The sequence below is a fragment of the Streptomyces sp. NPDC007929 genome (genome assembly GCF_042959065.1).
Taxonomy (GTDB): Bacteria; Actinomycetota; Actinomycetes; order Streptomycetales; family Streptomycetaceae; genus Streptomyces.
Map to the genome: position 1 here is coordinate 883563 of NZ_JBIBKD010000001.1, position 23495 is coordinate 907057.

Consider the following 23495-nt stretch of genomic DNA (forward strand, 5'->3'; position numbering starts at 1 on the left):
GTTTGCGGCCGCGGTCAGAGGCAAGTCGGTGTCCATGACTGAAGAGAACAAGCGCACGAATCAGAAGACGTCCACCGTACGGACCGCGGGCTCCAAGGCCCGCGGCGCCGCGGACAAGGCCACCGCACCCGCGTCCCAGGCGGCGAAGGGCGCCGCGGGCAAGGCCGGTGAGGCGGCCTCAGCGGCCAAGTCCGGCGCGGAGCGCTCCGCCGAGACGGCGAAGACCGCCGCACAGACCGCGGCCAAGGGCGTCGAGGCCGGCCGCCAGGCGGTCGCCACGGCCTCGGGTCATGTCGCGACCACGGCGAAGACGGCGTGGACGGTCATCGCCCACCGCAAGCTGGTGGCCGCGGGCGTCGGAGCCGGCCTGACCGCCCTGAGCGCCGCGTCCTACGCCGTCGGACGCCGCGCGGAACGCGGTGCGCACGGCCCCCTCACCCGCCTGACCGGCGGACGGATCTGAGCACGGCCGGCGCGATGGACGTGCCGGCACGAGGGAGAAGGCGGCGCGACGCGCCACCGGACATCCGGTGGCCCGTGGCGCCGCCTTGTGCCGCTCCGGGTTCTGGGCACCGTCGTGCTCCGAACCGCTCCCCGGCGCACGGCCCGGCGCACATCCGTCCCTCACCGGGGTGCCCCCCTCGCGCGGCACCGCCGTGACGAGGAAGGATGAGACCCGCAAACGAAGGATCAACCCATGCGGAGGAGCGGGCCCATGCAGCACGAGCGAGCGGGAAGTCCGGCCGGACCCGAGGATCTCGTCGATGTCGCTCGGCTGGTCACCGCGTACTACGCGCGCCGGCCCGACCTGGACGACCCGGGGCAGCGCGTCGCGTTCGGGACCTCCGGACACCGCGGATCGTCCCTGGCGGCCGCGTTCAACGACGACCACATCGCCGCGACCAGCCAGGCCATCTGCGAGTACCGCGCACACCAGGGCATCGACGGTCCCCTCTTCCTGGGCGCCGACACCCACGCCCTCTCGGAGCCCGCGCGGGTGACCGCCCTCGAGGTGTTCGCCGCCAACGAGGTGACCGTGCTGATCGACGACGCGGACGGTTACACGCCCACCCCGGCCGTCTCGCACGCCATCCTCACCCACAACCGCGGCCGCACCGACGGCCTCGCGGACGGCGTCGTCGTCACGCCCTCCCACAACCCGCCCGCCGACGGCGGGTTCAAGTACAACCCGCCCAGCGGAGGCCCCGCCGCCTCGGACGCCACCTCCTGGATCCAGGACAGGGCGAACGAGATCATCCGGGGCGGCCTGAAGGACGTACGCCGCGTCTCCCACGCGCGTGCCCTCGCCGCACCGACCACCGGGCGTTACGACTTCCTCGGCACCTACGTCGCCGACCTGCCCCAGGTGCTCGACCTGGACGCGATCCGCTCGGCCGGTCTCAGGATCGGCGCCGACCCCCTCGGCGGGGCGTCGGTCGCCTACTGGGGCCGCATCGCCGAGCAGCACCGCCTCGACCTGACCGTGGTCAACCCGCACACCGACCCCACCTGGCGGTTCATGACGCTGGACTGGGACGGCAAGATCCGCATGGACTGCTCGTCGCCCTACGCCATGGCCTCGCTCATCGAGCAGCGCGACCGCTTCCGGATCTCCACCGGCAACGACGCCGACGCCGACCGCCACGGCATCGTCACCCCGGACGCGGGCCTGATGAACCCCAACCACTACCTGGCCGTCGCCATCTCCTACCTGTTCGCCCACCGCGACCGCTGGCCGGCCACCACCGGCATCGGCAAGACACTGGTCTCCTCCGCCATGATCGACCGGGTCGCCGCCGACCTGGGCCGCGAGCTGGTCGAGGTGCCCGTCGGCTTCAAGTGGTTCGTGGACGGGCTGGCCGGCGGCACCATCGGCTTCGGCGGGGAGGAGTCCGCCGGGGCGTCCTTCCTGCGCCGGGACGGATCCGTCTGGACCACCGACAAGGACGGCATCCTCCTGGCGCTGCTCGCCTCCGAGATCACGGCGGTCACCGGGAAGACCCCCTCCGAGCACTACGCGGCGCTGACCGCCCGCTTCGGCGAACCGGCGTACGCCCGCATCGACGCGCCCGCGACCCGCGAGGAGAAGGCCCTGCTGGCCAAGCTCTCCCCGGCCCAGGTCAGTGCGGACACCCTGGCCGGGGACGCGGTCACGGCGGTGCTCACCGAGGCCCCCGGGAACGGCGCGGCCATCGGCGGCATCAAGGTGACCACCGGCAACGCCTGGTTCGCCGCCCGCCCCTCGGGCACCGAGGACGTCTACAAGATCTACGCCGAGTCCTTCCTCGGCCCCGACCACCTCGGCAGGGTCCAGGAGGAGGCCAAGTCCGTCGTGCTGGCGGCCCTGTCCGGCTGACCTCGGACACACCACAGCCCGGGCCACCGCGAGGGGCCCGGGCTGTTCCGCTCGCGCGTCAGCCGCGCAGGCTGCGGGCGGGCAGGACGACATGCGCCGCCGAGGCCATCGCGTCCTCGTCCGAGGTGAAGGCGGCGAGGGCCTCGGCGTCACCGGGCTCGGCGCCCTCCGGCCACGGCCGGGTGGCGAAGATGAGGTAGGCGAAGCCGAGTTCGCCGACCGTCTCCAGCCAGGTCTGCGGCGGCACGAACTGGGACTTGAGGTGCTGCACGGTGAGGACGGCCGACCCGGGCACGACGAGCAGGCTCACCGGCAGACTGGGCCGCTGGGCCGCGTCGACGAGCCCCTCGCCCAGCGGGAGTCCGGCGCCGAGCAGCAACTGCTCGACGGCCTTGGCGGTGCCCTGCGGACCGTTCGCCCCGTCTCCGAGGGAGCACGCCAGCAGATAGGGGACGTCGTTCCCCTCGGGGGTCGTGCCCCGCCAGGACTGGACGACGAGGGAACCGAGGTCGTCGGTGGACACGGACTGCGTTTCGGGTGAGATCGAGGTCACCGCGGCACCGTATCGGCGCACCTCGCGGCACCCGGTCCCCTGTCACCCGAGTGGCCCAGCCGCCGCCGGCCCGGCCACACGATCGAGGGGTCCGCGCGCCCGGCACGGGCCCGATACAGGACACTGGGTGAAGATCCGACCGGGAAGGACCGACACGTGATCATCTTCGGCACCAAGGGATACCTGTACCAGCTGGCGATACTGACGCTGGTGTGCGGCCAGTGCGGAAACCCCGCCGCCCACACGCTCAGGAAGCGCGTCACGAAGTTCACCCTGTTCTTCGTTCCGCTGTTCCCGATCTCGACGAAGTACCTGACGCAGTGCACCTTCTGCGGCGCGGAGCAGAAGGTGACCAAGGAGCAGGCGGATCACCTGCAGACCCAGAGCACGAGCGGCCCGAGCGGCCAGGCGTACGGGCAGCCGCAGCAGCAGGACCGGTTCTGACACCGGGGGTCGACGCTTCGGCACGCCCGTGGTCCTGCTGACCACCGAGAACGCCGACGGCACCAGCAATCTCGCCCCATCTCCTCCGCGTGGGCCCTGGGGCGGCACATCGTCCTGGGGCTCGGCAGCGAGAGCGCACGTGGAACGGCTCGCACCGCTGACCGGTGCCGATCCCGTGCCGGAGGCCAAGCGGCCCGGCACCCAGCACATCGACCCCGCCGCCTGGAGCCCGCTCATCTACAACTTCCGTCACTACCACGCCCTGGCCCCCGAGATCGGCCACGGCTTCCGCTCCGAGACGGCGCGAAGCACCGTCTGATCACATCCGAGGTGGCATCCGGGGCTTCCCGGGTACCCGAGCTCCACGGGCCCGGACCTGAGTGGGCCGATGGGCCTCCTGCAGTCGATCAGTGAATACGGAGGCATTCAGATGAGCACCATCAAGGAAACCGTGGAAGTCGACGTCCCCGTCCACACCGCCTACAACCAGTGGACACAGTTCGAGGAGTTCCCGAACTTCATGGAGGGCGTCGAGGAGGTCAGGCAACTGGACGACCGCCACAACCACTGGACCACCAAGATCGGCGGGGTACGGCGCGAGTTCGACACCGAGATCGTCGACCAGCTGGCCGACGAGCGGGTCACCTGGCGCACGACCAGCGGAGACACCCACCAGCGCGGTTCCGTCCGTTTCGAGCGCCTGGACGACACCCACACCAGGGTGGAGCTCGTGATGGATGTCGAGCCCAGTGGAGCCGTGGAGAAGGCCGGCGACATGATGGGCACGATCGACCGCCGGGTGAAGGGCGACATGAAGCGCTTCAAGCAGTACATCGAGGAGCGCGGAATCGAATCCGGCTCATGGCGCGGCCGCGTCCAGCCCGGCGACAGCCCCGGCGGCCCCGGCCCCATCCTCTGACACCAGCCGCACCCCGAACCCGGCCTCCTGTGAGGCCGGGTTCTTCCGTGCCCGGGTGCCGGCTCCAGGCGGAGAGACGTGAACTTTCGGCCAACGTCCTGACATGCACCTGTCCATTTCGCTTCTCCGGTGGCACGCTGCCCCCTGACTGTCCGCAGTGAGACCCCTGCCTGACCGGGTGCACGGGCTTCCCGCCACCCGGCCCCCACAGCAGAAGGAGACCGCGTGATGGGCAAACCCCGCAGCGCCCGCTCGACCGGCGGCGACACCCGCGTCCGCCGCTCCGTCCTCGGCGCGCTCGCCGGCGTCGCCGCGCTCCTGGCCACCGGCGTCACCGCCGCACCGGCGAGCGCCGCACCGGACCCCGGTGTGACGACCCCCTCGGCGCGGGAACGCGCCCTGGCCTTCTGGACCCCGCAGCGGATGCGCGAGGCCACCCCGCTCGACCTCCTCACCGTCGACCGCTCCGACGTACGGACACCGGCACCCCGCGAGGGCAAGCCGGCGGTCGTGGCCCCCAGCGCGCCGGCCTCCGCCGCGGCCGCCGTGGGCCCCCTGGCCTTCCCGCACTCCGGCGGCCCCTGGTCCGGCGGGGGAGCGGTCACCAAGACCGCGGGACGGGTCTTCTTCAGCTACCAGGGCCGTACCGCGTCCTGCTCCGGCAACGCCGTCACCAGCGCCAACAAGAGCACGGTGATCACCGCGGGCCACTGCGTGAAGCTGGAGGGCGCCTGGCACACCAACTGGGTCTTCGTACCCGGCTACCACGACGGGCAGCGCCCGTACGGCACCTGGACGGCGTCCAAGACCCTCTCCACGCCGCAGTGGACGGCCAGTGAGGACATCAACTACGACATCGGCGCGGCCGTGGTCGCCCCGCTGGACGGGCAGAAGCTGACCGACGTCGTCGGCGGCCAGGGCCTGGCCTTCAACACCGGCTACAACAAGGCGATGTACTCCTTCGGCTTCCCCGCCGCCGCGCCCTACGACGGGGAGAAGTTCATCTACTGCAGCGGCAACACCACCCGCGACTTCCTGCTGTCCAAGGACCACGGGCTGACCTGCAACATGACCGGCGGCTCCAGTGGAGGCCCCTGGTTCACCCAGTTCAGCGAGACCACGGGGACCGGCCTGCAGTCCTCGGTGAACAGCTTCAAGTACAACTTCCTGCCGAACGCCATGTACGGCCCGTACTTCGGCGCGGACGCACAGAACCTGTACCAGAGCGCCCAGTCCTCCTGACCCACCGCGCCACCGGGAGCCGGGTCCTTCACCATGCAGTGGCGCAGGACCCGGCACCGACTCACTTCATGACGGCTCCGCCCTCCCGGGACGGCTCGGTGGGCCGGAAGCGGTGGTGCAGCCCGATGGCGACGGGGGCCGCGGTGAACACCGACGAGTACGTCCCGACGGCGAGGCCGACGAGCAGGGCCAGGGCGAAGTCCGTGAGCGAGGAACCGCCCAGCACGGCGAGGGCGGTGAGCATGAACGCCGCGCCCATGCCGGTGTTCACCGTGCGGGGCAAGGTCTGCAGGATCGCCTGGTCGACGGTGCCGGCGAACGGCGAACCCGGGTCCCGCCGGGTCAGTTCCCGGACGCGGTCGAACAGGACGACGGAGTCGTTGACGGAGTAGCCGATGACGGTGAGCAGGGCTGCCAGGAACACCCCGTCGACCGGCTTGCCGAGCCAGGCGAAGACCCCCAGCAGGATGACCACGTCGTGGAGGAGGGCGACGACCGCGGCCGAGCCCAGCATCCAGCGGAAGCGTGCCGCGAGGTAGACGAACTGCGCGCCGAGGGCCACCGCCAGCGCGATCAGGGCACCCTGGCGCAGTTCCTTGCCCAGGCTGGGGCCGATCAGTTCGTCGCGGACCTTGTCCGCCCCGCGGTCGAGGTCTCGCAGGGCGCCGGTGACCTCGGCCTCCTCGGCGTCGGTCAGCGGATCCGTACGCACCGTCAGACCCGTCTCGCCGGAGGACTGCACGACCGCCCGGGGAAATCCGGCGTCGGCGAGCGCGGTACGGACCCGGCCGGGATCTACGGGGGCACTGGTGGTGTACTCGATGAGACGGCCCCCGGTGAACTCCACACCGAGGTCGACGCCTCGCACCACGATGCCCGAACCGGCCAGCGCCAGCACCGCCGCGGAGGTGACCAGCCAGCGGCGCGGGCGGCGCATCAGGCGCGGGTTGCGACGGGTGAGGCGCTCGCGGACCGCGCCGATGGTGGCGATACCGGTGAGACGGGGGCGGCGCCGCACGCCGGGGCGGCTCGCGGCGAACTCGGCGAGCACCCGGCTTACGACCAGGGCGCTGAACATCGAGGCGAGCACTCCGATGCCGAGGGTGACGCCGAAGCCCCGCACGGGCCCGGACGCGAGGAAGAACAGCAGGGCGGCCGCGATCAGCGTGGTGATGTTGGAGTCGGCGATCGCGCTGAAGGCGTTGCGGAAGCCAGCCGCGAGCGACGAGCGGATGCTGGGCCGGCGGCGCACGGCGTACTCCTCGCGCGCCCGCTCGAAGACCAGCACATTGGCGTCGACCGCCATGCCGATGGCCAGCACGAAACCGGCCAGGCCCGGCAGCGTCAGGGTGGCGCCGACAGCGGCCAGGGCGGCGTAGGAGACCAGGCCGTAACAGGCCAGCGCCAAGGCGGCCAGGCCGCCCATCAGCCGGTACACGACGATGATGAACAGCGAGGTCAGTGCGGTGCCGATGGCCGCGGCCCAGGCGCTGGCGGTGATGGCCTGCGCGCCGAGGGTGGGGCCGACGGTGCGCTGCTCGACGGTCTCGACGGGCACGGGCAGGGCACCGCCGTTGATGAGCAGCGAGAGTTCGCGGGCCTCCTCGGGGCCGAAGGAGCCCGTGATCTGCGTGGCGCCGTCGCGGATGCCGGTCCCGCAGGTGAGGGACGGGTCGACCTGCGGGGAGGAGATGACCTTGTCGTCGAGGACGATCGCGACCCGCCGTGCCGGATCGCCCGGAGCCTTGCAGGCGGCCGCACCGGTCAGGTCGGCCCAGCCGGCGCGACCGGCGCCCTCGAAACCGACGGTGACGTGCCATCCGGCACCGCCCTGCTGGTCGAACCGGGCGGCGGCCTCCTTGACGTCCTCGCCGGTCAGGGAAGCGGGCCCGAGGCGCAGCGGCGTGCCCGACTCGTCGGGCAGGACGTGCTCCCGGGGCCGTTTCGGCTGGGGCCGGGAGGTGCCGTCGGCTTCGTCCGCGGCACCGAGCACCGGGTGGAAGGTGAGCTGCGCGGTACGGCCCAGGACGGCGGCGGCCTTCTTCGGGTCCTGCACACCGGGCAGTTCGACGATGATCCGGTGGTCGCCGGAGCGCACCAGGGTGGGTTCGGCGACGCCGAGCGCGTCGATACGGCCGCGCAGGACCTCAAGGGTGCGGTCGGTGGCCGCGCTGTCGGCGTCGGTGGTCGGGGTGGAGCGGGTCTCGAGCACGATCTGCGTTCCGCCGCGCAGGTCCAGTCCGAGCCGGACCGGCACGGTGGCGGCGATGTACAGGGACAGGGCGAGCACGGCGAGGGCGAGCAGCGCCCTCACGCGCAGGGAACGGTTCAACGGGAGCCTCCGGCAGGCACGCCACGGCGGCGGCCGTCGCGGGCCGCCGCGGGGCGGGTGAAGGGAGCAGGGAAGAGACGTCAGATGCCGGAGAACAGCGGGGGCGCCCGCTCCTGGTCCTGGGCCGCGGGCGGCTGTGCGGACGGCACGTGCCCGGTCCGCGCGGCGTACGGGCCCGGAACCGGACCCGGGGCGGCAAGCGTGCCCCGGCCGCAGGTGCCGAGGTGCGCACGCGGGGCCGGGTGCTCACCGGGCGGGTGGTCGTGGCGCATGGCCGCCCGGACGACGCGGACGGCGTCGCATCCGTCGTCGGCGCGTGTCCCGTCGTACCGGTGATGGTCCGCCGCCACGGGTGCGGCCGCCGGCCCCGCGCCCGATGCGCCGGGCCCGGGGGTGACACCGCCGAGTGTGGTCACCAGCGCCAGCACGACGACCGCCAGTACGGCGGCGACGCGGGAGGAGCGCCGGGGGGTGCCGGTGGCGGGCGCCGAGCGCCTGGCGTGGTGCACCGTCAGGGCTCGATCAGGCCGGCGCGGATGGCGTAGCGGGTCAGGTCGAGGCGGTCACGCAGGCCGAGCTTCTGCAGCAGGTTGGCGCGGTGGCGCTGGACGGTCTTGACGCTGATGAACAGCAGGTCCGCGATCTCCTTGGACGAATGGCCCTCGGCGACCAGCTTGAGAACCTCCTCCTCGCGGGGGGTGAGGATCTGCTCGGGCGTCTCGTCCCCGTGCCGGGCCCGGTCGAGGTAGTTGCGGATCAGAGCGGTGATCGCGCCGGGGTACAGGAAGGGCTCGTCGCGCATCGCGGCCCGGCAGGCGGCGACCAGGTCCCGGTCGGCCACGGACTTCAGCACGTACCCGCTCGCGCCCGCCTTGAGAGCCTGGAAGAAGTACTGCTCGTTGTCGTGCATGGTGAGCATCAGGATCCGCAGGCCCGGCTTGAGGGCGGCCAGTTCGCGGGCTGCCTGGAGTCCGGTCAGGCGCGGCATGGCGATGTCGAGCACGGCCAGGTCGATCTCGCCGGTGCGGGCCAGCTCGATGGCCTCGGCCCCGTCACCGGCCTCGGCGACCACTTCGAGGTCCGGTTGCTGGTCGAGGATGAGCCGCACACCGCGCCGGACCAGTGCATGGTCGTCGGCGAGCAGGATGCGGATCGGCTGCGCCGTCGTCGGGGCGGGCGGGGTCGTGTCGGGCATCGTCAGGGCTGCTTCCTTGCAACGGGCGCGGTGAGCTGGACGCGGGTGCCGGCGTGCGGTGCCGGGGTGATCTCCAGGCTGCCTTCCACGAGCAGGGCCCGCTCACGCATACCACGGATGCCGGCGCCTTCGCGGGGCGCCCCGATACCGCTGCCGTCGTCGGTCACCGTCAGCACCACGCTGTCGTCGGCACGGCTCAGCGCGACCGTGACCCGCCCGGCGTCCGCGTGGCGGGCGACGTTGGTCAGCGATTCCTGGGCGACGCGGTAGAGGACCAGCTCCGTCTCCGGCGCGAGAGCGGGCAGAGCGGCGTCGAAGCGGCGCGTGACCGACAGCCTGGTGTGGGTGGCGAAGTCCTCGGTGAGCGAGGTCAGCGCGCTCACCAGGCCCAGATCGTCCAGCACCCCGGGCCGCAGCCGGCGCACCAGACGACGGACCTCGTCCAGGCTCTCCCGGGTGATCTCCTGCAACTCCTGCAGTTCCTCGCGCAGCGGCTCCGGCGCGTCGTCCGCCGAGCGCTTGAGCCCCAGCAGGATGGCGGTCATGCTCTGGCCGACCTCGTCGTGCAGCTCCTGGGCGATGCGCCGGCGCTCCGCCTCCTGGGCCAGCAGGGCCCGGGCGCTGCTGGCGACCCTCTCCTGCTCCAGCCGCTCCAGCATGGCGTTGAACGCGCGGATCACCTCGGCGACGCCACCGGCACCGGAAGCGGGCAGACGCTGACCGGGACGCAGCAGGTCCACGGTGGTCATCAGCTTGGTGAGCCGGTCCAGCGGGGCCAGCCCGAGCCGCAGCAGCGCGGCGTTCGCGACGAGCATGACGGCCAGACCACCGACCAGGATGATGGCCTCGGTCAGCAGCACCGGCACGGAGACGGTCACCGGAGCCCACAGCAGCAGCGCCGTGGCCATGCCCAGTACCACGGCGTTGAGGGCGAAGATCCGCCAGAACAAGGACACAGTCCCTGCGCCTCCCCTTCTCCTTCTACAAGCTCGGTCTCACCTCCACTGTCGGCCATCGCGGAGCCGGACCGCGTACGCGGCACGGGCACATGGGCAAGCCGACGTTCACACTGTCCCCCCACCGCGCCTCTCGTCCATGGGACCTGGTCCCCATTTCGGCGGGCACCACGCACCCACGGCGCGGCCGTATGGGTCCCTCGACCCGGTGCGAATGGGGCCCGCGCCCGATGGGTTTCCGCCGCGCGACCGGCCAGGGTGGAGAACACACGACCACCCGGCAGCGCACGGGCGGCCCGGCGACCCCGCCGGGCCGCCCGCCGCGCATGACCGACCCGCCGTACGCCGCCGAGAAAGGGAAACGACCATGCCGCTGGATGTCACCCGGGCCGAACCCCACCCCCACGAGGCCCGCAGGCGCCTGGCGCACGCCCGCACCTCCCGGCTGGCCCAGCTGCGTGCCCTCGACGAGACCGAGCAAGGCGCGGACGACCACCTGCGGTCCGTGCAGAGGACCGCGATGGAACGGGTCCTCGAAGAGATCGAGGAAGCCTTCGCCCGCATCGACGACGGCAGCTACGGCATCTGCGTGGGCTGCGCCAAGCCCGTTCCCGCCGAGCGGCTCGAGATCCTGCCCTACACCCGCCACTGCGTCGCCTGCCAGCGGCGCACCGCCTGACCCTCCTGTATCGGCCTCCTACGCCCTGCCGCAAAGGGGTGACATGGTGAACCACCAGACCATCGACGAGAGCACGACGCAGCTGTCGGCCGAGGACCTCGCGGCGCTGCGCGAGAACCTCCACGAGCAGCGACTGTTCCGCCAGGAGCAACTGCGCATGCTCGCCGGACCGGTCACCTCCCGGGCCGAGGACCGGATCCGGCAGCGGGCCGCCGCGCAGATCGAGGTCCGTGTCAAACTCGCCGCCTCCGCCCGCATGGTGCTCACCGACGTCGAAGCAGCCCTCACCCGCATGAACGAAGGCTCCTACGGCACCTGCCACCTGTGCCGTCGCCCGGTGGAACGGGAACGCCTCATGATCGTGCCGCAGGCCCGCTACTGCGCCCGCTGCCAGCAGGTCAAGGAGGCACAGCCATGACCGACGCCCCCAACCTGTCCGGGGACGTCGCCCGGCACCGGCCGTGGCCCCTGTGCCGGCGCTGCTGCGGCGTCGCGCTGGACATGGGCAGCGCCCGCACCCGCGTCTGGCTCGCCGGCAAGGGCACGGTCGTCGACGTGCCCACCGTCACCTTCCCCGGCGCCGGTGCGATCCACCCCGTGCAGCGCGGGACCATCATCGACACCGCGGGGTGTTCCCGGATGCTGGAGCGTCTGCTCGGCCACCGGTTGCCCCGCTTCACCCGGCCCATGGTCATCGTCACCACTCCGGTCCTGGACGGCGTCGCCTACCGCACCCGGGCCCGCGCCGCCGTCGAGGTGCTTCGGCCGCGCAGCGTCCTCACCGTGCCCAGCGCCCGGAGCATCGCCCTGGCCGCCGACGCGGACCTGTCCGGGCCGCTGGTGGTGGTGGACATCGGCGCCCATCTCACCGAAGCGGTCCTGCTGTGCGACGGCGCCGTCACCGACGCGCACCGCACGGCCCTGGGCACCAGCGACCTCGACGAGACGACCACGCCCGGGCAACTCGTCGAGGCGGTGGCCGCGATGCTGACGGCGATGCGCCGCCAGGACCGCACCTCGCTCACCGCCGAAGCCCTGCGGCGCGGCCTCCTCCTGGCCGGCGGGGGAGCCCTGCACCCGGACATCACCCACCCCCTCTCGGCTCGCCTCAAGGCGCCGCTGCGCATCGTCCCGGCCCCGCACACCGCGGCGGTCCGCGGCGCCGCCACGTTCCTCCAGGCCGCACACGGCCACCCCTCGGCCGCCACGGCCTTCCCGCCCTTCGCCGGCCCCCAGTAGGACAGTCGCCCCGGCGTACGGTGTCGTCGGTGTCGCCGAGGGGTTCGCGGCGAACGCCGACCGCAGCCTGGGGTCCGGATGTACGACGATCGCGTCGACTCCCTCGTCCGGCAGCGCCCGCCAGGCCGGCGAGGGGGGCACCGATCGCCTCGCGGTCATGACACCGCTCGCACATGGTTCGCCCCAGTCCGGTGCCGCGGGGCCGGGGGCGAGTCGGCCGTCGGTGTACTCCGGTTGACGGATTCAATGATGACCCGGTTGGGCAAGGGGCTAGAGAATGTCATGAGCACGACCCCTCTTCCCCCACAAGGAGGTCGATCATGCACGTCCGTCTGCTGACCGGCAGCGCCGCCGCTGCCCTTCTGATGTCCCTGCCCCTGACGGGTGGACAGGTCGCGTCCGCCGCTCCCCAGGCCCCGGACGCCCCTCTGGCCGCCCGCGTCGTGACCTACGACGCCAGTGGCTCAGCCGAGTTCAAGAGCGCCGTCGACCGGGGCGCGGCGATCTGGAACGAGAGCGTCGACGCCGTCGAACTGCGGCCGGTCGCCGCCGGTCAGCGCGCGAACATCCGGGTCCTCGCGGACAACGGCTGGCCGCGCGCCCTGCCCACCACCCTGGGCAACGGCACCGTGTACATCGGGCGCCAGGCCGTCGACCAGGGCTACAACACGGTCCGCATCTCGTCCCACGAACTTGGGCACATCCTGGGTCTGCCGGACCGCAAGCCCGGGCCGTGCTCCAGTCTGATGTCCGGTTCCACCGCGGGAACCGCGTGCACGAACCCGTACCCGGACGCGGCCGAGAAGGCGGAGGTCGAGGGCAACTTCGGCGGTGAACTCGCGGGTCGGGCCCGGGAGATGCGTACGGGGGTGATCGTGGACTGACGCGTGTCGCTTCACGCGTGAAGACCCCGCGCGCCGACGTCGGATCGCTCGCCGCCGATCGGTAGGGCGGCGAGCCGTGACGGTTCCCCAGTCGGCACGGTCACCGTGCCGTGCCGTGCCGCGGCGAACTGGCGGCTGCCCGTGGCGAACTGTCGGCTGCCGCGGCTGCACCGGATGCCGCATGTGCTGCCGACGCCCCGGGGAGCGACCTCCGCTGCGGGGCCGACCGGGCCGACCGACCCGCCGCGGGGCCGACCGATCCGGCCGCCGCGGCGGGGACCGACCGGCGCGTCCGCCGCGAGTCCGTGGCGGACGGGCCCGGTCGGCGACGTCCTCGACCCGGACCATGGCCGGCCCTCCCGCACGGCGGCCGGCACCACCGTCTGACACATGAGGCCCGGCCACGACCACCGCCTCTCCGCCAAGGGCGCGCACTCTCACAGGCGTTGCCCAAGACCGGTGACATTGCCGGTCCGCGCGCGACGCCCGGTCCCCGACAGTGGCACGGCCAGCCCAACGGCGGTGCCCGACCGCGGGCACGCGGCAGACGCCCCAGGTCCCGCGTGCCCGTGGAACGGCCCATCGCCACGACAGAGAGGACGACTCGTCGTGCACCTCAACCCCCACACCGACGCACCGACCCGCGCCCGCGGGCGCAGGTCCGGACGCCTCGCCGGAGCCACCGCCGCACTCGCCCTCGCCGTGGCCCTGGGCCCCCTGGCCGGCCCGGGGGCCCACGCCGCGGACAACCCCTACGAGCGCGGTCCGGCCCCCACCACCGCTTCCATCGAGGCGTCGCGCGGTCCGTACGCCGTGTCGCAGACCACCGTCTCCTCGCTGTCCGCCATCGGATTCGGTGGCGGCACGATCTACTACCCGACGTCCACCAGTGACGGCACCTTCGGCGCCGTGGCCATCTCGCCCGGCTACACCGCCTACCAGTCGTCCATCGCCTGGCTCGGACCGCGCCTGGCCTCGCAGGGGTTCGTCGTGTTCACCATCGACACGCTCACCACGCTGGACCAGCCCGACTCCCGGGGCCGTCAGTTGCTGGCCGCCCTCGACCACCTCACCGAGCGCAGCTCGGTCCGCACCCGCGTCGACGCGAGCCGCCTCGGCGTCATGGGGCACTCGATGGGCGGTGGCGGCAGCCTGGAAGCCGCCAAGTCGCGTCCGGCCCTTCAGGCGGCGATCCCGCTGACGCCGTGGAACCTCGACAAGACCTGGCCCGAGGTCACCACCCCGACCCTGATCTTCGGCGCCGACGGCGACTCCATCGCCCCGGTCGCCTCGCACGCCGAACCGTTCTACACGAGCCTGTCGTCCTCGCTGGACCGGGGCTACCTGGAGCTGAACTCCGCGACCCACTTCACGCCCAACTCGTCGAACACGACGATCGCGAAGTACAGCATTTCCTGGCTCAAGCGATTCATCGACAACGACACCCGCTACGAGCAGTTCCTGTGCCCGCTGCCCCGGCCGAGCCTGACCATCGAGGAGTACCGGGGCAACTGCCCGCACGGTTCCTGACCCGTTCCGCACACCGGGCCACGGGGGCCGCGGCGGTCGGGGTCCGGTGAACGGGGGCACGGCGGCGGACGCACGCGAGACCGCGTCCGCCGCCGGTGGCGTGACCGGGCACTGCCCGAGCGGCCGTCCGTTGGGCCGCCGCACAATCCCCCCACCGGCCGGGCCCGGTCAACGCCCAGGTGAAGCCAGGGGTTTGCGTGCCGGAGTGCGCGGACGAGAGCCTTCCGGTCCTTCCTACGCGCAAGTAGCCTCCGTGGGATGACGGGAGACAGCAGCAGGGTGCGTACGGTTTCCCGGGCGGGGAGCCGGAACGGCCGAGAGCTCGGCCTGTCGGCCACCGAGGCCCGGGCCCGTGCCGAACTCGCGCGCGGCAGGCGTCAGTTGTTCGACGGGCCCGTGGGTGACGCGCGCGAGACCCTGCTGCTGGCCGCGTCCCTGCTGGCAGCCGACGCTCCGGAGACCGCCGAGGCCGCACACCTCGGCGCGGCGGACGCCGCCTGGGCGGCCGGCGACGTGACGGCCTGTCTGGCCACCCTCGACGGCCCGGACGCAGCAGGGCCGGCGGACGGCCGCCCCGCCGCCGGGCTCCGCGCCACCGAGGGCGGTGCCCCGGGGACAGGTGAGGGCCCTGCGCCTGCGAGAGACTCCGCCGCCGACCAACCCCAACAGCCCACCCCCGACCTGCACCCGGCCCCCGGCCCGGACTCTGCCGCGCCCCCCGGCCCGGGCTCTGCCGCGACCCCTGGCCCGGGCTCTGCCGCGGCCCTCGTGCCGGGCTCCGCCGCCGGATCGGGCCGTGCCTCCACCTGCGGATCCGGCGCCGCCTCTGCCTCCGCCTCCGGACCGGGCCCAGCCTCCGGGCCGGGTGGGCCGGGCTCCGCCCCCGGACCCGGTGCCGCCTCTGCCTCCGCCTCCGGACCGGGCTCCGCCCCCGGGTCAGGCTCCGCTTCCGGATCAGGCCGTGTCTCCGCCTCAGGACCAGGCATCGCCTCCGCCTCCGCCCTCGGGCAGGGCTCCGCCTCGGGTTCAGGCTCCGCCTCCACCTCAGGACCGGTCCCAGCCTCCGGGCCGGGTGGGCCGGGCTCTGCCCCCGCACCCGGTGCCGCCCCCGGACCCGGTGCCGCCCCCGGACCAGGCCCCGCCTCCGCTCCCAGGCCGGGCGGGTGGATCCGTGATCCGCTTCTCCGTGATTACCGGGACGGTATGCGCGCCCTGTTGGCCCGGCAGCCGGAGTACGCCGCCGGGCCCCTGCGGCGCGTACTGGACCGGGCCCGCCGCGACGACCGTCCGGAGCGGTTGCTGCGCGCTGCGGCGTCGGCCCTGCTGCTCGGGGACGTGCACGCCGCCCGCACCGCCGGGGCCCGCGCCCTCGCGGCAGCCCGGACCACGGAATCCGCCGCCCTGGAAGCACGCGCCCTGGAGTACCTCGCCTACGGCGAACTGCGCGCCGGCCGTCATGCGCAGGCGCGCGCCCACGCCGAGGAGGGTGTACGCGCCGCGGTCATGGCCGGTTACCGCAACACCGCGGCGAGCCACCACGCGATGCTCGCCCTGGCCGCGTCGATCGAGGGGGACACCGCCGCGGTCGCCGGGTACGCCTCCGCCGCTCTGGCCACCGCCCGCCGCCACGGCCTGGCGCAGGCGGCGACCCTGGCGGAGTGGGCGACCGCCCGCGCCGACCTGGCCCGCGGCCGTCCCCTGGACGCCGCCGACCGGCTCGGCCCCCTCGTCGGCCCCGGCCCCCGGCGCGGTCACTTCGCGGTCTGGATGCTCGCCGTGCCCTGCTTCGTGGAGTCCACCGTTCTGGCCGGGCAGCCCCAGGAGGCGTGGGGCGTCGTCGCCGGCCTCGGGCGGTGGGCCGCCTTCGGTGCCGATCCGCACGCCCCGGCCCAGTACGCCCGCTGCCGGGCCCTGCTCGCCACGGACGACCGCGAAGCGGACGGCCTCTACCTGCGGGCACTCGCCCTGCACGACGAGTCCAGCGGCGACTTCGAGCGGGCCCGCACCGAGCTCCTGTACGGCCGGTGGCTACGGCGTCGGCGCAGGCTGCGGGAGGCGCGCGGCCTGCTCGGAGCCGCCCTGGTGGGCTTCGACCGCTGCGGAGCCGGAGCCTGGGCCGATCAGGCCCGGGGTGAACTGCGCGCCAACGGCGCCCTGTCCGGCAAGGAGCCCGTCACGGGGCTGTCGGTGCTGACGCCGCAGCAACTGCGCATCGCACGCCATGTGGCCGAGGGCGCCACCAACCGGGAGGTGGCCCAGCGGCTCGCCGTCAGCACCCGCACGGTCGACTACCACCTGCGCAACGTCTTCGCCGCCCTCGGCGTGCGCTCCCGCGTCGAACTGGCCCGCATGGTCGACCAAGAGCAGCGCTGAGCCCCCGGAATTCTCGGCGACCGCACCGAGAAGACCCCGCAGACCCCTGGGGACCGACCAGACGGTATGTCATCCTTCGAAGCAGCGTCACACGGGTGACGACGGCCGTACGGGCCACGCACCCGCCGGACGCCGCCGCGCCCGGACGGCGCCGGGGGCCGCCGGGAGGCCGAAGTCGGGGGAGGACCGCCATGCATCCTGCCGCACGCACACGTACGACGTTCCGCGCCGGGCCGGCACCCGGTCCGCGGCCGCGGGCACGACGGATCCGGTCGCTGATCGACGCCGACGCGCTGCGCGTCCTGCACCGGGCCGCCCGCGTCCTGCTGGACGACCTGCCGGACCTGACCGACCGGTTGCTGGCGGTCCTGCGCGAGCAGGAACCGGCGTACCGGACCGCGCTGGACAGCGACCACGCCGGGACCTGGCAGGAGGTGCACCGCTCGCTGCGGCACAGCGTGACCTCGCTGCTCGACCCGCGCGGCACCCGTGAGGCCGCCCACCGCTGCACCTGGCGGATCGGTGTCGCCCGGGCCGAGCAGGGACTGCCGCTGGACGCCCTGCTGCACGCGTTCCGGCTGGGCGGGTCGCTGGTGTGGCAGCGGCTGGTCGAGGAGACCACCCGCTCGGAGCCCGAGGACATCCGGCTGCTGGTGCACGTGGCCACCGACGTGTGGAACTTCGTCGACGAGCACTGCACCCTCGTCGCGGACGCCTACCGGCAGGCCGAGCGGCAGCTCGCCTGGCGGCGCGAGAACAGGGTGCGTCTGCTGGCCGCGGCCCTGCTGGACGGCACGAGCCGGATCGCGGACCTGCCCGAGACCGCCGAGCGGCTTGGACTGCCCGAGCACGGCCGGTACGTCGTCGTCGCGATCTCCGGCGGCCCGCCGCACGAGCCCCCGCCCGGGGGCACCGTGTTCCTCCACTCGGGAGTGGACGTGGCCCACGGCATCGTCCTGGTCGGCAGCGAGGACGACGAGAGTGACGGGAAGGGCGACCGGGACCCCCTCGCGGCCCTGGGCCTGACCGGTGACGCCCCGGCCGGCCGCCGGGTCGGTGTCGGCAGCGCCGTGACCGGGCTCGCCGCTGTCGGCGACGCCCGGCGCCTGGCCGACCTGGCGCTGAGCATCTGCCCACCGGAGGGCGGCACGGTCCGGCTCACCGAACACCTCCCCGCGGCGCTGGTCGTCTCCTGCCCGGAGCTCGGCGCGACCCTCACCGAGCGGGTGCTCGGCCCCCTGCTCCGCCTGGAACCGGCCGACCGCGACGTACTGCTGGACACCCTGGCCGCCTGGTTCGCCTGCGAAGGTTCCGCCCAGCGCGCCGGTGAACGGCTGTACTGCCACCGCAACACCGTCCTGAACCGGCTGCGCCGCTGCGAGCAGCTCATCGGCCGTTCCCTGGCCCGCCCGCACGACGTGGTGGAGATCAGCCTCGCCCTGACGGCGCGCCGACTCCCGCGCGGCTGACCGCCCGCTCCTCGGGCAGCCACACGACCCTCCCACCGGCCGGGCCGGGCCGGGCCGCACCCCCCCTGCCCGGCCAGTCCGTCGCGCTCACCCCTGCCCGGCCGGGCCGTCACACACCCTTGCCCGGCCAGTCCATCGCGCGCCCCCTGCCCGGCCGGGGCGTCGCCCCCGTCCCCCCCGGCCGGGTCGCACACCCCCACCCTGGGCAGCCGCACAATCCCCGCCCGCCCACGTTGGGAGCGTGCAGCCACCCGGCCCGAACGCCTGTACCGCCCCTCCGCGCCCGTGCTGTCGTGAGCTGCCCTTCCCCCGAAGCACCTGTGCCCACGGCACGGGCCCTTCCCCCGAAGCACCCGTGCCCACGGCACGGATCCGAGGAGCCGTGATGTCCGAAGCACCACCGGACGAGGAGCCCGCCCTGCACGTCGAGGGCCTTGACGTGACCTACGGCCGCGCCGTGTCCGCCCTTCGCTCCGTGTCCCTGACCGTCCCGCACGGCACGGTCGTCGCCCTGCTCGGCGCCAACGGCGCCGGCAAGACGACCCTGCTGCGGGCGGTGTCGGGCACCTTGCGGTTGCACCGCGGCGCGATCACGGCCGGCCGTGTCCGCTACGGCGCCACGCGACTCGACGGGCGGGACCCGGTCGCCGCGGTGCGCGCCGGGGTCGTCCAGGTCCCCGAGGGGCGGCGGGTCTTCGCCGGGCTCAGCGTCGACGAGAACCTGCGCTCCGGCGGCCTCGGTCTCGGACGGCGCCGCCCGGACCAGGTAGCCGAGGCCCGGGAGCGGGTCTTCACGCTCTTCCCGCGCCTCGCCGAACGCACCCGGCAGGCGGCCGGTCTGCTCTCCGGCGGCGAGCAGCAGATGCTCGCCATCGGCCGGGCCCTGATGGCCGCGCCCCGTCTGCTGCTGCTCGACGAGCCCTCACTGGGCCTCGCCCCGCAGATGGTCCACCGGATCGCCGAGGTCGTCCGGGAGATCAACGCACAAGGCACCGCCGTGCTGCTCGTCGAGCAGAACGCGGGCATGGCGCTGTCCCTCGCCGACACCGCCCACGTCCTGGAGGTCGGCGAAGTCCGGCTCTCCGGGCCCGCCGAAGAGCTCGCCCGCACGGACGCCGTGAAGCGGCTGTACCTGGGCGAGACCGCCGAAGCAGGCGCCACGACCACCGGTGAAGGCGCCGAAACCGCGCGCAGAGCCGGAACCACCGAGGGGCAGGGAGCCGCGTGACCGTCCGTACCACCGCACCGCCCGAACTCGCCGTGACGGACGTGACCGTCCGCTTCGCCGGGCTCACCGCCCTCGACGCGGTGTCCTTCACCGTCGCCCCGGGCTCCGTCCACGCGCTCATCGGGCCGAACGGAGCGGGCAAGTCCACCTGCTTCAACGTGCTGTCGGGCCTGTGCCGCCCCGCCACCGGCACCGTGCGCCTCGGCGACGCCGACCTGACCCGGCTGGCACCCCACCGCATCGCCGCGCTCGGCGTGGCCCGCACCTTCCAGAACATCGTCACCACCCAGGGCACGGTCGCCGACAACCTGATGCTCGGCCGCCACGCCCTGTCCCGGGCCGGATTCACCGCCAGCGCGCTGCGCCTGCCGCACGTGCGGCGCGAACAGCGCGCACACCTGGCCCGGGCCCGTGAGATCGCCGAACTCACCGGACTCGGCGCCCACTTCGACACCCCGGTCGCCCTGCTCTCCTACGGCGACCGCAAACGCGTGGAGTTCGCCCGCGCCCTCTGCCTGGAGCCCAGCGTGCTGCTGCTGGACGAGCCGGTCGCCGGGATGAACGCGGCCGAGCGCGCCCGCACGGTCGAGGTCGTGCACGCCGTACGCGCCGAACTCGGCCTGTCCGTCGTACTGGTGGAGCACGACATGGGCCTGGTGATGCGGCTCGCCGACGAGGTCACCGTCCTCGACTTCGGCCGCGCCATCGCACACGGCACCCCCGACGAGGTGCGCGGCGACCCCGAGGTGCTGCGCGCCTACCTCGGCACCGGCGCCGAACGGGAGGACGCGGCATGACCACCCTCCTGGACACCCTCTTCAACGGCCTTGCCCTGGGCGCGGTCTACGCCCTCGTCGCGCTCGGCTTCGTCATCATCTTCAAGGCCTCCGGCGTCATGAACTTCGCCCACGGCTCCCTGCTGCTGCTCGGCGGCTACCTCACCGCCGTACTCCACGACGACCTCGGCTTCGCCGGAGCCCTCGCGGTGTCCGTCCTGGCGACGGCGGCCGTGGCCGGTGCCATGGACCGCTTCCTGCTCCAGGCCGGCGGGCCGGACCCGCACGGCGCCCATGTGCAGACCATCGTCACCATCGGCGTCGACATCCTCATCCTCACCGACCTGTCCCGGCGCATCGGCGGCGACCTGCTCTCACTCGGCGACCCCTGGGGCGACTCGGTCAGCGGGCTCGGCCCGGTCACCGTCGCGGACAGCCGCATCGCCGCGATCGTGGTCTCCGCCGTGGTCATCGCCGGTGTCTTCGCCCTGTTCCGGTACACCTCCTGGGGCCTGTCGCTGCGCGCCGCGGCCGAGGACGTCGAGGCGGCCTCCCTGATGGGCGTACGGCTGGTGCGCATCCGCATGCTGGCCTGGTGCCTGGCCGGAGCGCTGGCCGCCCTGGCGGCGGTCTTCCTCGCCGCGTTCCCGGCGCCCGGGCTGGAGCGCACGACCGGGCAGATCGCCCTGAAGGCGTTCCCGGCGGCGATCCTCGGCGGGATGGCCTCCCCACCGGGCGCCCTCGCGGGCAGCCTGCTGATCGGCATGACCGAGGCACTCGTCGCGGGCTACCAGTCCGATCTGCACGTCCTGGGCGAGGGGTTCGGTGACGTCGCGCCCTATGCGGTGATGGTCCTGGTGCTGCTGGTGCGGCCGACCGGGTTGTTCGGGGGAAAGGCGGCGGTCCGTGTCTGAGCGACCCTCCCGCGCCGGCGCCGTCCGCCTGGTCCGGACCTCGGCGGCCGTCGTCGTCCTGTGCGCGCTGCCCTTCTACCTCGACGCGTTCTGGCTGCGCATCGGACTGTTCTCGATGGCGGCGGCCATCGGCGCGGTGGGCCTCGGGCTGCTGTCCGGCACCGCGGGCCAACTCTCCCTCGGCCACGCCTTCTTCCTCGCCGTGGGCGCCTACGGTTATGTGTGGCTGGCCGGTGAGCCCGGGCCCGGGCTGCCCACCGCCGTGGCCGCCGTCCTCGCGGTCCTGCTCGCCGGGGCGGCCGGAGGGCTCTTCAGCCCCGTCGCGGGCCGGGTGCGCGGCGTCTACCTGGGTGTCGCGACCCTCGCCCTGGTCTTCCTCGGGCACCACGTCCTGCTCACCGCGGACTCCGTCACCGGCGGCTTCAACGGCCGCTCGGTGCCGCCCCTGGAACTCGGCGGCTTCTCCTTCTCCGCCGCATCCGAACTGACGCTGCTGGGTGTGCCGTTCGGCGCCGAGGAGCGGCTCTGGTATCTGGGCATCGCCCTGTTCGCCCTCACCTGGTTCAGCGCCCGCGGACTGCTGCGCGGCCGACCCGGGCGTGCCCTGGCGGCGCTGCGCGACAGCGAGACCGCGGCGGCCGTGATGGGCGTGAACGTCGCCCGGCACCGCTCGGCGGCCTTCGTCGTCTCGTCGATGTACGCAGGCCTGGCCGGGGTGCTGCTCGCCCTCTCCTTCCGCCGTGTGGTGCCCGACTACTTCGGCCTGGTGCTGTCGGTCGACTACCTTGCCATGATCGTCATCGGCGGGCTCGGATCGGTGGCCGGAGCCACCGCGGGCGCCGTCTTCGTCACCGCCCTGCCGCTGCTGATGACCCGCTACGCCGACCAGCTCCCCCTGGTGGCCGCCCCCGGCACCACCGACGGCACGGTCGGCCCCACCGAGGCCGCCCGCTACCTCTACGGAGCGGCGATCGTCCTGATCCTCCTCTTCGCCCCCGACGGACTGCACGGCCTGGTCCGCCGCCTGCGCGCACGCCTGCGCGGCCGCCGAGCCGCCCCACCGCCCGTCGCCGGCACCACCTGCGCTTCCCCGCCGCCCACGTCAGCCGCACGAGCCAAGGAGCCCACCCCGTGAACCCCACCGCACCACGCACCAGAACGCTTCTGGCCACCGCCCTCGCGGCCCTGCTGCTCGCGGGCACAGGATGCAGCTCCAAGGCCGGGTCCTCCGGGAGCACCGACGACGGCGCCGACGGCATCAAGACCGGCCCGGGAGTCACCGACAAGACCATCAGACTCGGCGCCCTGACGGACCTCACCGGCCCCTACGCCACCCTCGGCAAGAGCATCGTGCAGGCCCAGCAGATGTGGGCGGACGAGGTCAACGCCCGTGGCGGCATCTGCGACCGCCGCATCGAGATCGTCGTCAAGGACCACGGCTACGACGTCCAGAAGGCCGTCACCGCCTACGCCGACATCTCCGCGGACGTCGTGGCACTGCCCCAGGTCATAGGTTCGCCCGTGATGGCCGCACTGCTCGACGACATCGAGCGGGACAAGGTGCTCACCTTCCCGCAGGCCTGGGCCGCCTCCCTGCTCGACCGGGACTCGGTCCAGGTCCTGGGCACCACCTACGACGTCGACATGATCGCCGCGGTCGACTTCCTCACCCGCACCAAGGGCCTGGCGAAGGGCGACACGATCGGCCACGTCTACTTCGAGGGCGACTACGGCGCGAACGCGCTGGAGGGCTCGCGGTGGGCCGGGAAGAAGGCGGGTCTGAAGATCGCCGGTCAGAAGATCAAGGCGACGGACACCGACCTGTCCGCGCAGGTGTCGGCACTGCGCAAGGAGGGCGTCAAGGCGATCCTCATCAGCGCCGGCCCGGCCCAGACGGCGTCGCTGGTCGGGGTCGCCGCCTCCCGGGGCCTGAAGGTGCCCGTCGTCAGCAGCGCCCCCGGCTACGCCCCGCAGCTGATGAAGACTCCGGCCGCCCCGGCCCTGGCGGCCATGCTGAACGTGGTCAGCGCCGTCCCGGCGGTCAGCTCCGACGTGGCCGGGGTCCGCACGATGGTCGCCTCCTACAAGAAGAAGTACCCGGGCTCATTGGTCGACTCCGGCGTGCTCTCCGGCTACAACGCCGCTCTGCTGATGGGCACCGACCTGAAGAAGGCCTGCGAGAACGGCAGTCTGGCCCGCGAGGACGTGGTCAAGGCCCACCGCTCCCAGTCCAGCGTCGACGTGGGCCTCGGTTCGCCGCAGAACTTCTCCGACAAGGCACGGCCCGCGAGCACCTCGACCTATGTGCACAAGCCGGACGCCAAGGCGGTGGGTGCCGCCGTGAACGTCGAGAACGCCCACATCGCGCCGGGCGTCGAGCAGTACCTCGCCGCGCGCAACTGACGG

The 23495-nt window shown here is 73.4% G+C and carries 22 protein-coding genes and 1 pseudogene; 18 read left to right on the plus strand and 5 right to left on the minus strand.

Translation table 11 applies throughout. The features are described 5' to 3' along the window. Positions 1 to 34 precede the first annotated feature (34 nt). Positions 35 to 463, plus strand: coding sequence for a hypothetical protein (locus tag ACFZDE_RS04045; RefSeq protein WP_390990179.1), 429 nt, complete (start codon positions 35 to 37; stop codon positions 461 to 463). Between the two features lie 252 nt (positions 464 to 715). Continuing rightward, on the plus strand, positions 716 to 2356 hold the full coding sequence (pgm, locus tag ACFZDE_RS04050) for a phosphoglucomutase (alpha-D-glucose-1,6-bisphosphate-dependent) (protein WP_391197135.1): 1641 nt from the start codon (positions 716 to 718) through the stop codon (positions 2354 to 2356). A 58-nt stretch (positions 2357 to 2414) separates the two neighbouring features. Here the strand turns inward: pgm and ACFZDE_RS04055 are convergent, their stop codons facing one another. Further along, positions 2415 to 2909, minus strand: a complete 495-nt coding sequence (locus ACFZDE_RS04055; RefSeq protein ID WP_390990174.1) for a DUF5949 family protein — start codon at positions 2907 to 2909, stop codon at positions 2415 to 2417. A gap of 156 nt (positions 2910 to 3065) precedes the next feature. Here ACFZDE_RS04055 and ACFZDE_RS04060 point away from each other — a divergent pair, with 156 nt between their 5' ends. From ACFZDE_RS04060 to ACFZDE_RS04075, 4 genes and pseudogenes are all read left to right on the plus strand, one after another. Next, positions 3066 to 3353: a zinc-ribbon domain-containing protein gene (locus ACFZDE_RS04060; RefSeq protein WP_390990171.1), complete on the plus strand. Its 288-nt coding sequence runs from the start codon at positions 3066 to 3068 to the stop codon at positions 3351 to 3353. Between the two features lie 28 nt (positions 3354 to 3381). Further along, positions 3382 to 3672 (plus strand): annotated as a pseudogene (locus ACFZDE_RS04065) (hypothetical protein). A 111-nt stretch (positions 3673 to 3783) separates the two neighbouring features. Further along, positions 3784 to 4272, plus strand: coding sequence for an SRPBCC family protein (locus tag ACFZDE_RS04070; protein ID WP_390990168.1), 489 nt, complete (start codon positions 3784 to 3786; stop codon positions 4270 to 4272). A 228-nt stretch (positions 4273 to 4500) separates the two neighbouring features. Further along, on the plus strand, positions 4501 to 5514 hold the full coding sequence (locus ACFZDE_RS04075; RefSeq protein WP_391197137.1) for a trypsin-like serine peptidase: 1014 nt from the start codon (positions 4501 to 4503) through the stop codon (positions 5512 to 5514). Positions 5515 to 5575: 61 nt separating this feature from the next. On the opposite strand, the gene secD is transcribed toward ACFZDE_RS04075, so the two are convergent. The 4 genes from secD to ACFZDE_RS04095 form a co-directional block, all read right to left on the minus strand. Further along, positions 5576 to 7846 carry a protein translocase subunit SecD gene (gene secD, locus ACFZDE_RS04080; RefSeq protein ID WP_391197140.1) on the minus strand — a complete coding sequence of 757 codons (2271 nt, stop codon included), beginning with the start codon at positions 7844 to 7846 and terminating at the stop codon, positions 5576 to 5578. 80 nt (positions 7847 to 7926) lie between these two features. After that, positions 7927 to 8355: a hypothetical protein gene (locus ACFZDE_RS04085; RefSeq protein WP_391197143.1), complete on the minus strand. Its 429-nt coding sequence runs from the start codon at positions 8353 to 8355 to the stop codon at positions 7927 to 7929. A gap of 2 nt (positions 8356 to 8357) precedes the next feature. Further along, complete coding sequence (locus ACFZDE_RS04090; protein WP_391197146.1) at positions 8358 to 9041, minus strand: response regulator; 684 nt, start codon at positions 9039 to 9041, stop codon at positions 8358 to 8360. Positions 9042 to 9043: 2 nt separating this feature from the next. Then, entirely contained in the window at positions 9044 to 9997 is a 954-nt protein-coding gene (locus ACFZDE_RS04095) for a histidine kinase (RefSeq protein WP_390990155.1), read from the minus strand. A 367-nt stretch (positions 9998 to 10364) separates the two neighbouring features. Between ACFZDE_RS04095 and ACFZDE_RS04100 the strand changes: the two genes are divergently transcribed. The 12 genes from ACFZDE_RS04100 to ACFZDE_RS04155 all read left to right on the plus strand — a co-directional run bounded on the left by ACFZDE_RS04100 (position 10365) and on the right by ACFZDE_RS04155 (position 23492). Then, positions 10365 to 10676, plus strand: a complete 312-nt coding sequence (locus ACFZDE_RS04100) for a TraR/DksA C4-type zinc finger protein (protein ID WP_390990152.1) — start codon at positions 10365 to 10367, stop codon at positions 10674 to 10676. Between the two features lie 43 nt (positions 10677 to 10719). Then, a complete protein-coding gene (locus tag ACFZDE_RS04105; protein WP_390990149.1) occupies positions 10720 to 11094 on the plus strand; it encodes a TraR/DksA C4-type zinc finger protein in 375 nt (124 codons plus the stop codon). Further along, complete coding sequence (locus tag ACFZDE_RS04110; protein WP_391197148.1) at positions 11091 to 11915, plus strand: hypothetical protein; 825 nt, start codon at positions 11091 to 11093, stop codon at positions 11913 to 11915. Before ACFZDE_RS04105 ends, ACFZDE_RS04110 begins: the two co-directional genes overlap by 4 nt. A gap of 320 nt (positions 11916 to 12235) precedes the next feature. After that, complete coding sequence (locus ACFZDE_RS04115) at positions 12236 to 12799, plus strand: snapalysin family zinc-dependent metalloprotease (RefSeq protein ID WP_390990144.1); 564 nt, start codon at positions 12236 to 12238, stop codon at positions 12797 to 12799. A 609-nt stretch (positions 12800 to 13408) separates the two neighbouring features. Then, positions 13409 to 14329, plus strand: a complete 921-nt coding sequence (locus ACFZDE_RS04120) for an alpha/beta hydrolase (protein WP_391197151.1) — start codon at positions 13409 to 13411, stop codon at positions 14327 to 14329. Positions 14330 to 15532: 1203 nt separating this feature from the next. Continuing rightward, a complete protein-coding gene (locus tag ACFZDE_RS04125; protein ID WP_391197153.1) occupies positions 15533 to 16702 on the plus strand; it encodes a LuxR C-terminal-related transcriptional regulator in 1170 nt (389 codons plus the stop codon). Between the two features lie 191 nt (positions 16703 to 16893). Then, complete coding sequence (locus ACFZDE_RS04130; RefSeq protein WP_391197154.1) at positions 16894 to 18171, plus strand: helix-turn-helix domain-containing protein; 1278 nt, start codon at positions 16894 to 16896, stop codon at positions 18169 to 18171. Between the two features lie 385 nt (positions 18172 to 18556). Next, the gene (locus tag ACFZDE_RS04135) at positions 18557 to 19399 is read left to right on the plus strand and encodes an ATP-binding cassette domain-containing protein (protein ID WP_391197157.1); all 843 of its coding nucleotides are present in this window, start codon (positions 18557 to 18559) and stop codon (positions 19397 to 19399) included. Continuing rightward, positions 19396 to 20196, plus strand: coding sequence for an ATP-binding cassette domain-containing protein (locus ACFZDE_RS04140; protein ID WP_390990130.1), 801 nt, complete (start codon positions 19396 to 19398; stop codon positions 20194 to 20196). Before ACFZDE_RS04135 ends, ACFZDE_RS04140 begins: the two co-directional genes overlap by 4 nt. Beyond that, positions 20193 to 21089 (plus strand): branched-chain amino acid ABC transporter permease, encoded by an 897-nt coding sequence (locus ACFZDE_RS04145; protein WP_391197159.1) that lies wholly within the window; start codon positions 20193 to 20195, stop codon positions 21087 to 21089. Before ACFZDE_RS04140 ends, ACFZDE_RS04145 begins: the two co-directional genes overlap by 4 nt. Next, the gene (locus tag ACFZDE_RS04150) at positions 21082 to 22224 is read left to right on the plus strand and encodes a branched-chain amino acid ABC transporter permease (RefSeq protein ID WP_391197161.1); all 1143 of its coding nucleotides are present in this window, start codon (positions 21082 to 21084) and stop codon (positions 22222 to 22224) included. Before ACFZDE_RS04145 ends, ACFZDE_RS04150 begins: the two co-directional genes overlap by 8 nt. Next, complete coding sequence (locus ACFZDE_RS04155; protein WP_391197164.1) at positions 22221 to 23492, plus strand: ABC transporter substrate-binding protein; 1272 nt, start codon at positions 22221 to 22223, stop codon at positions 23490 to 23492. The genes ACFZDE_RS04150 and ACFZDE_RS04155 overlap by 4 nt, the downstream gene beginning before the upstream one ends. The last annotated feature ends 3 nt before the right edge of the window (positions 23493 to 23495 follow it).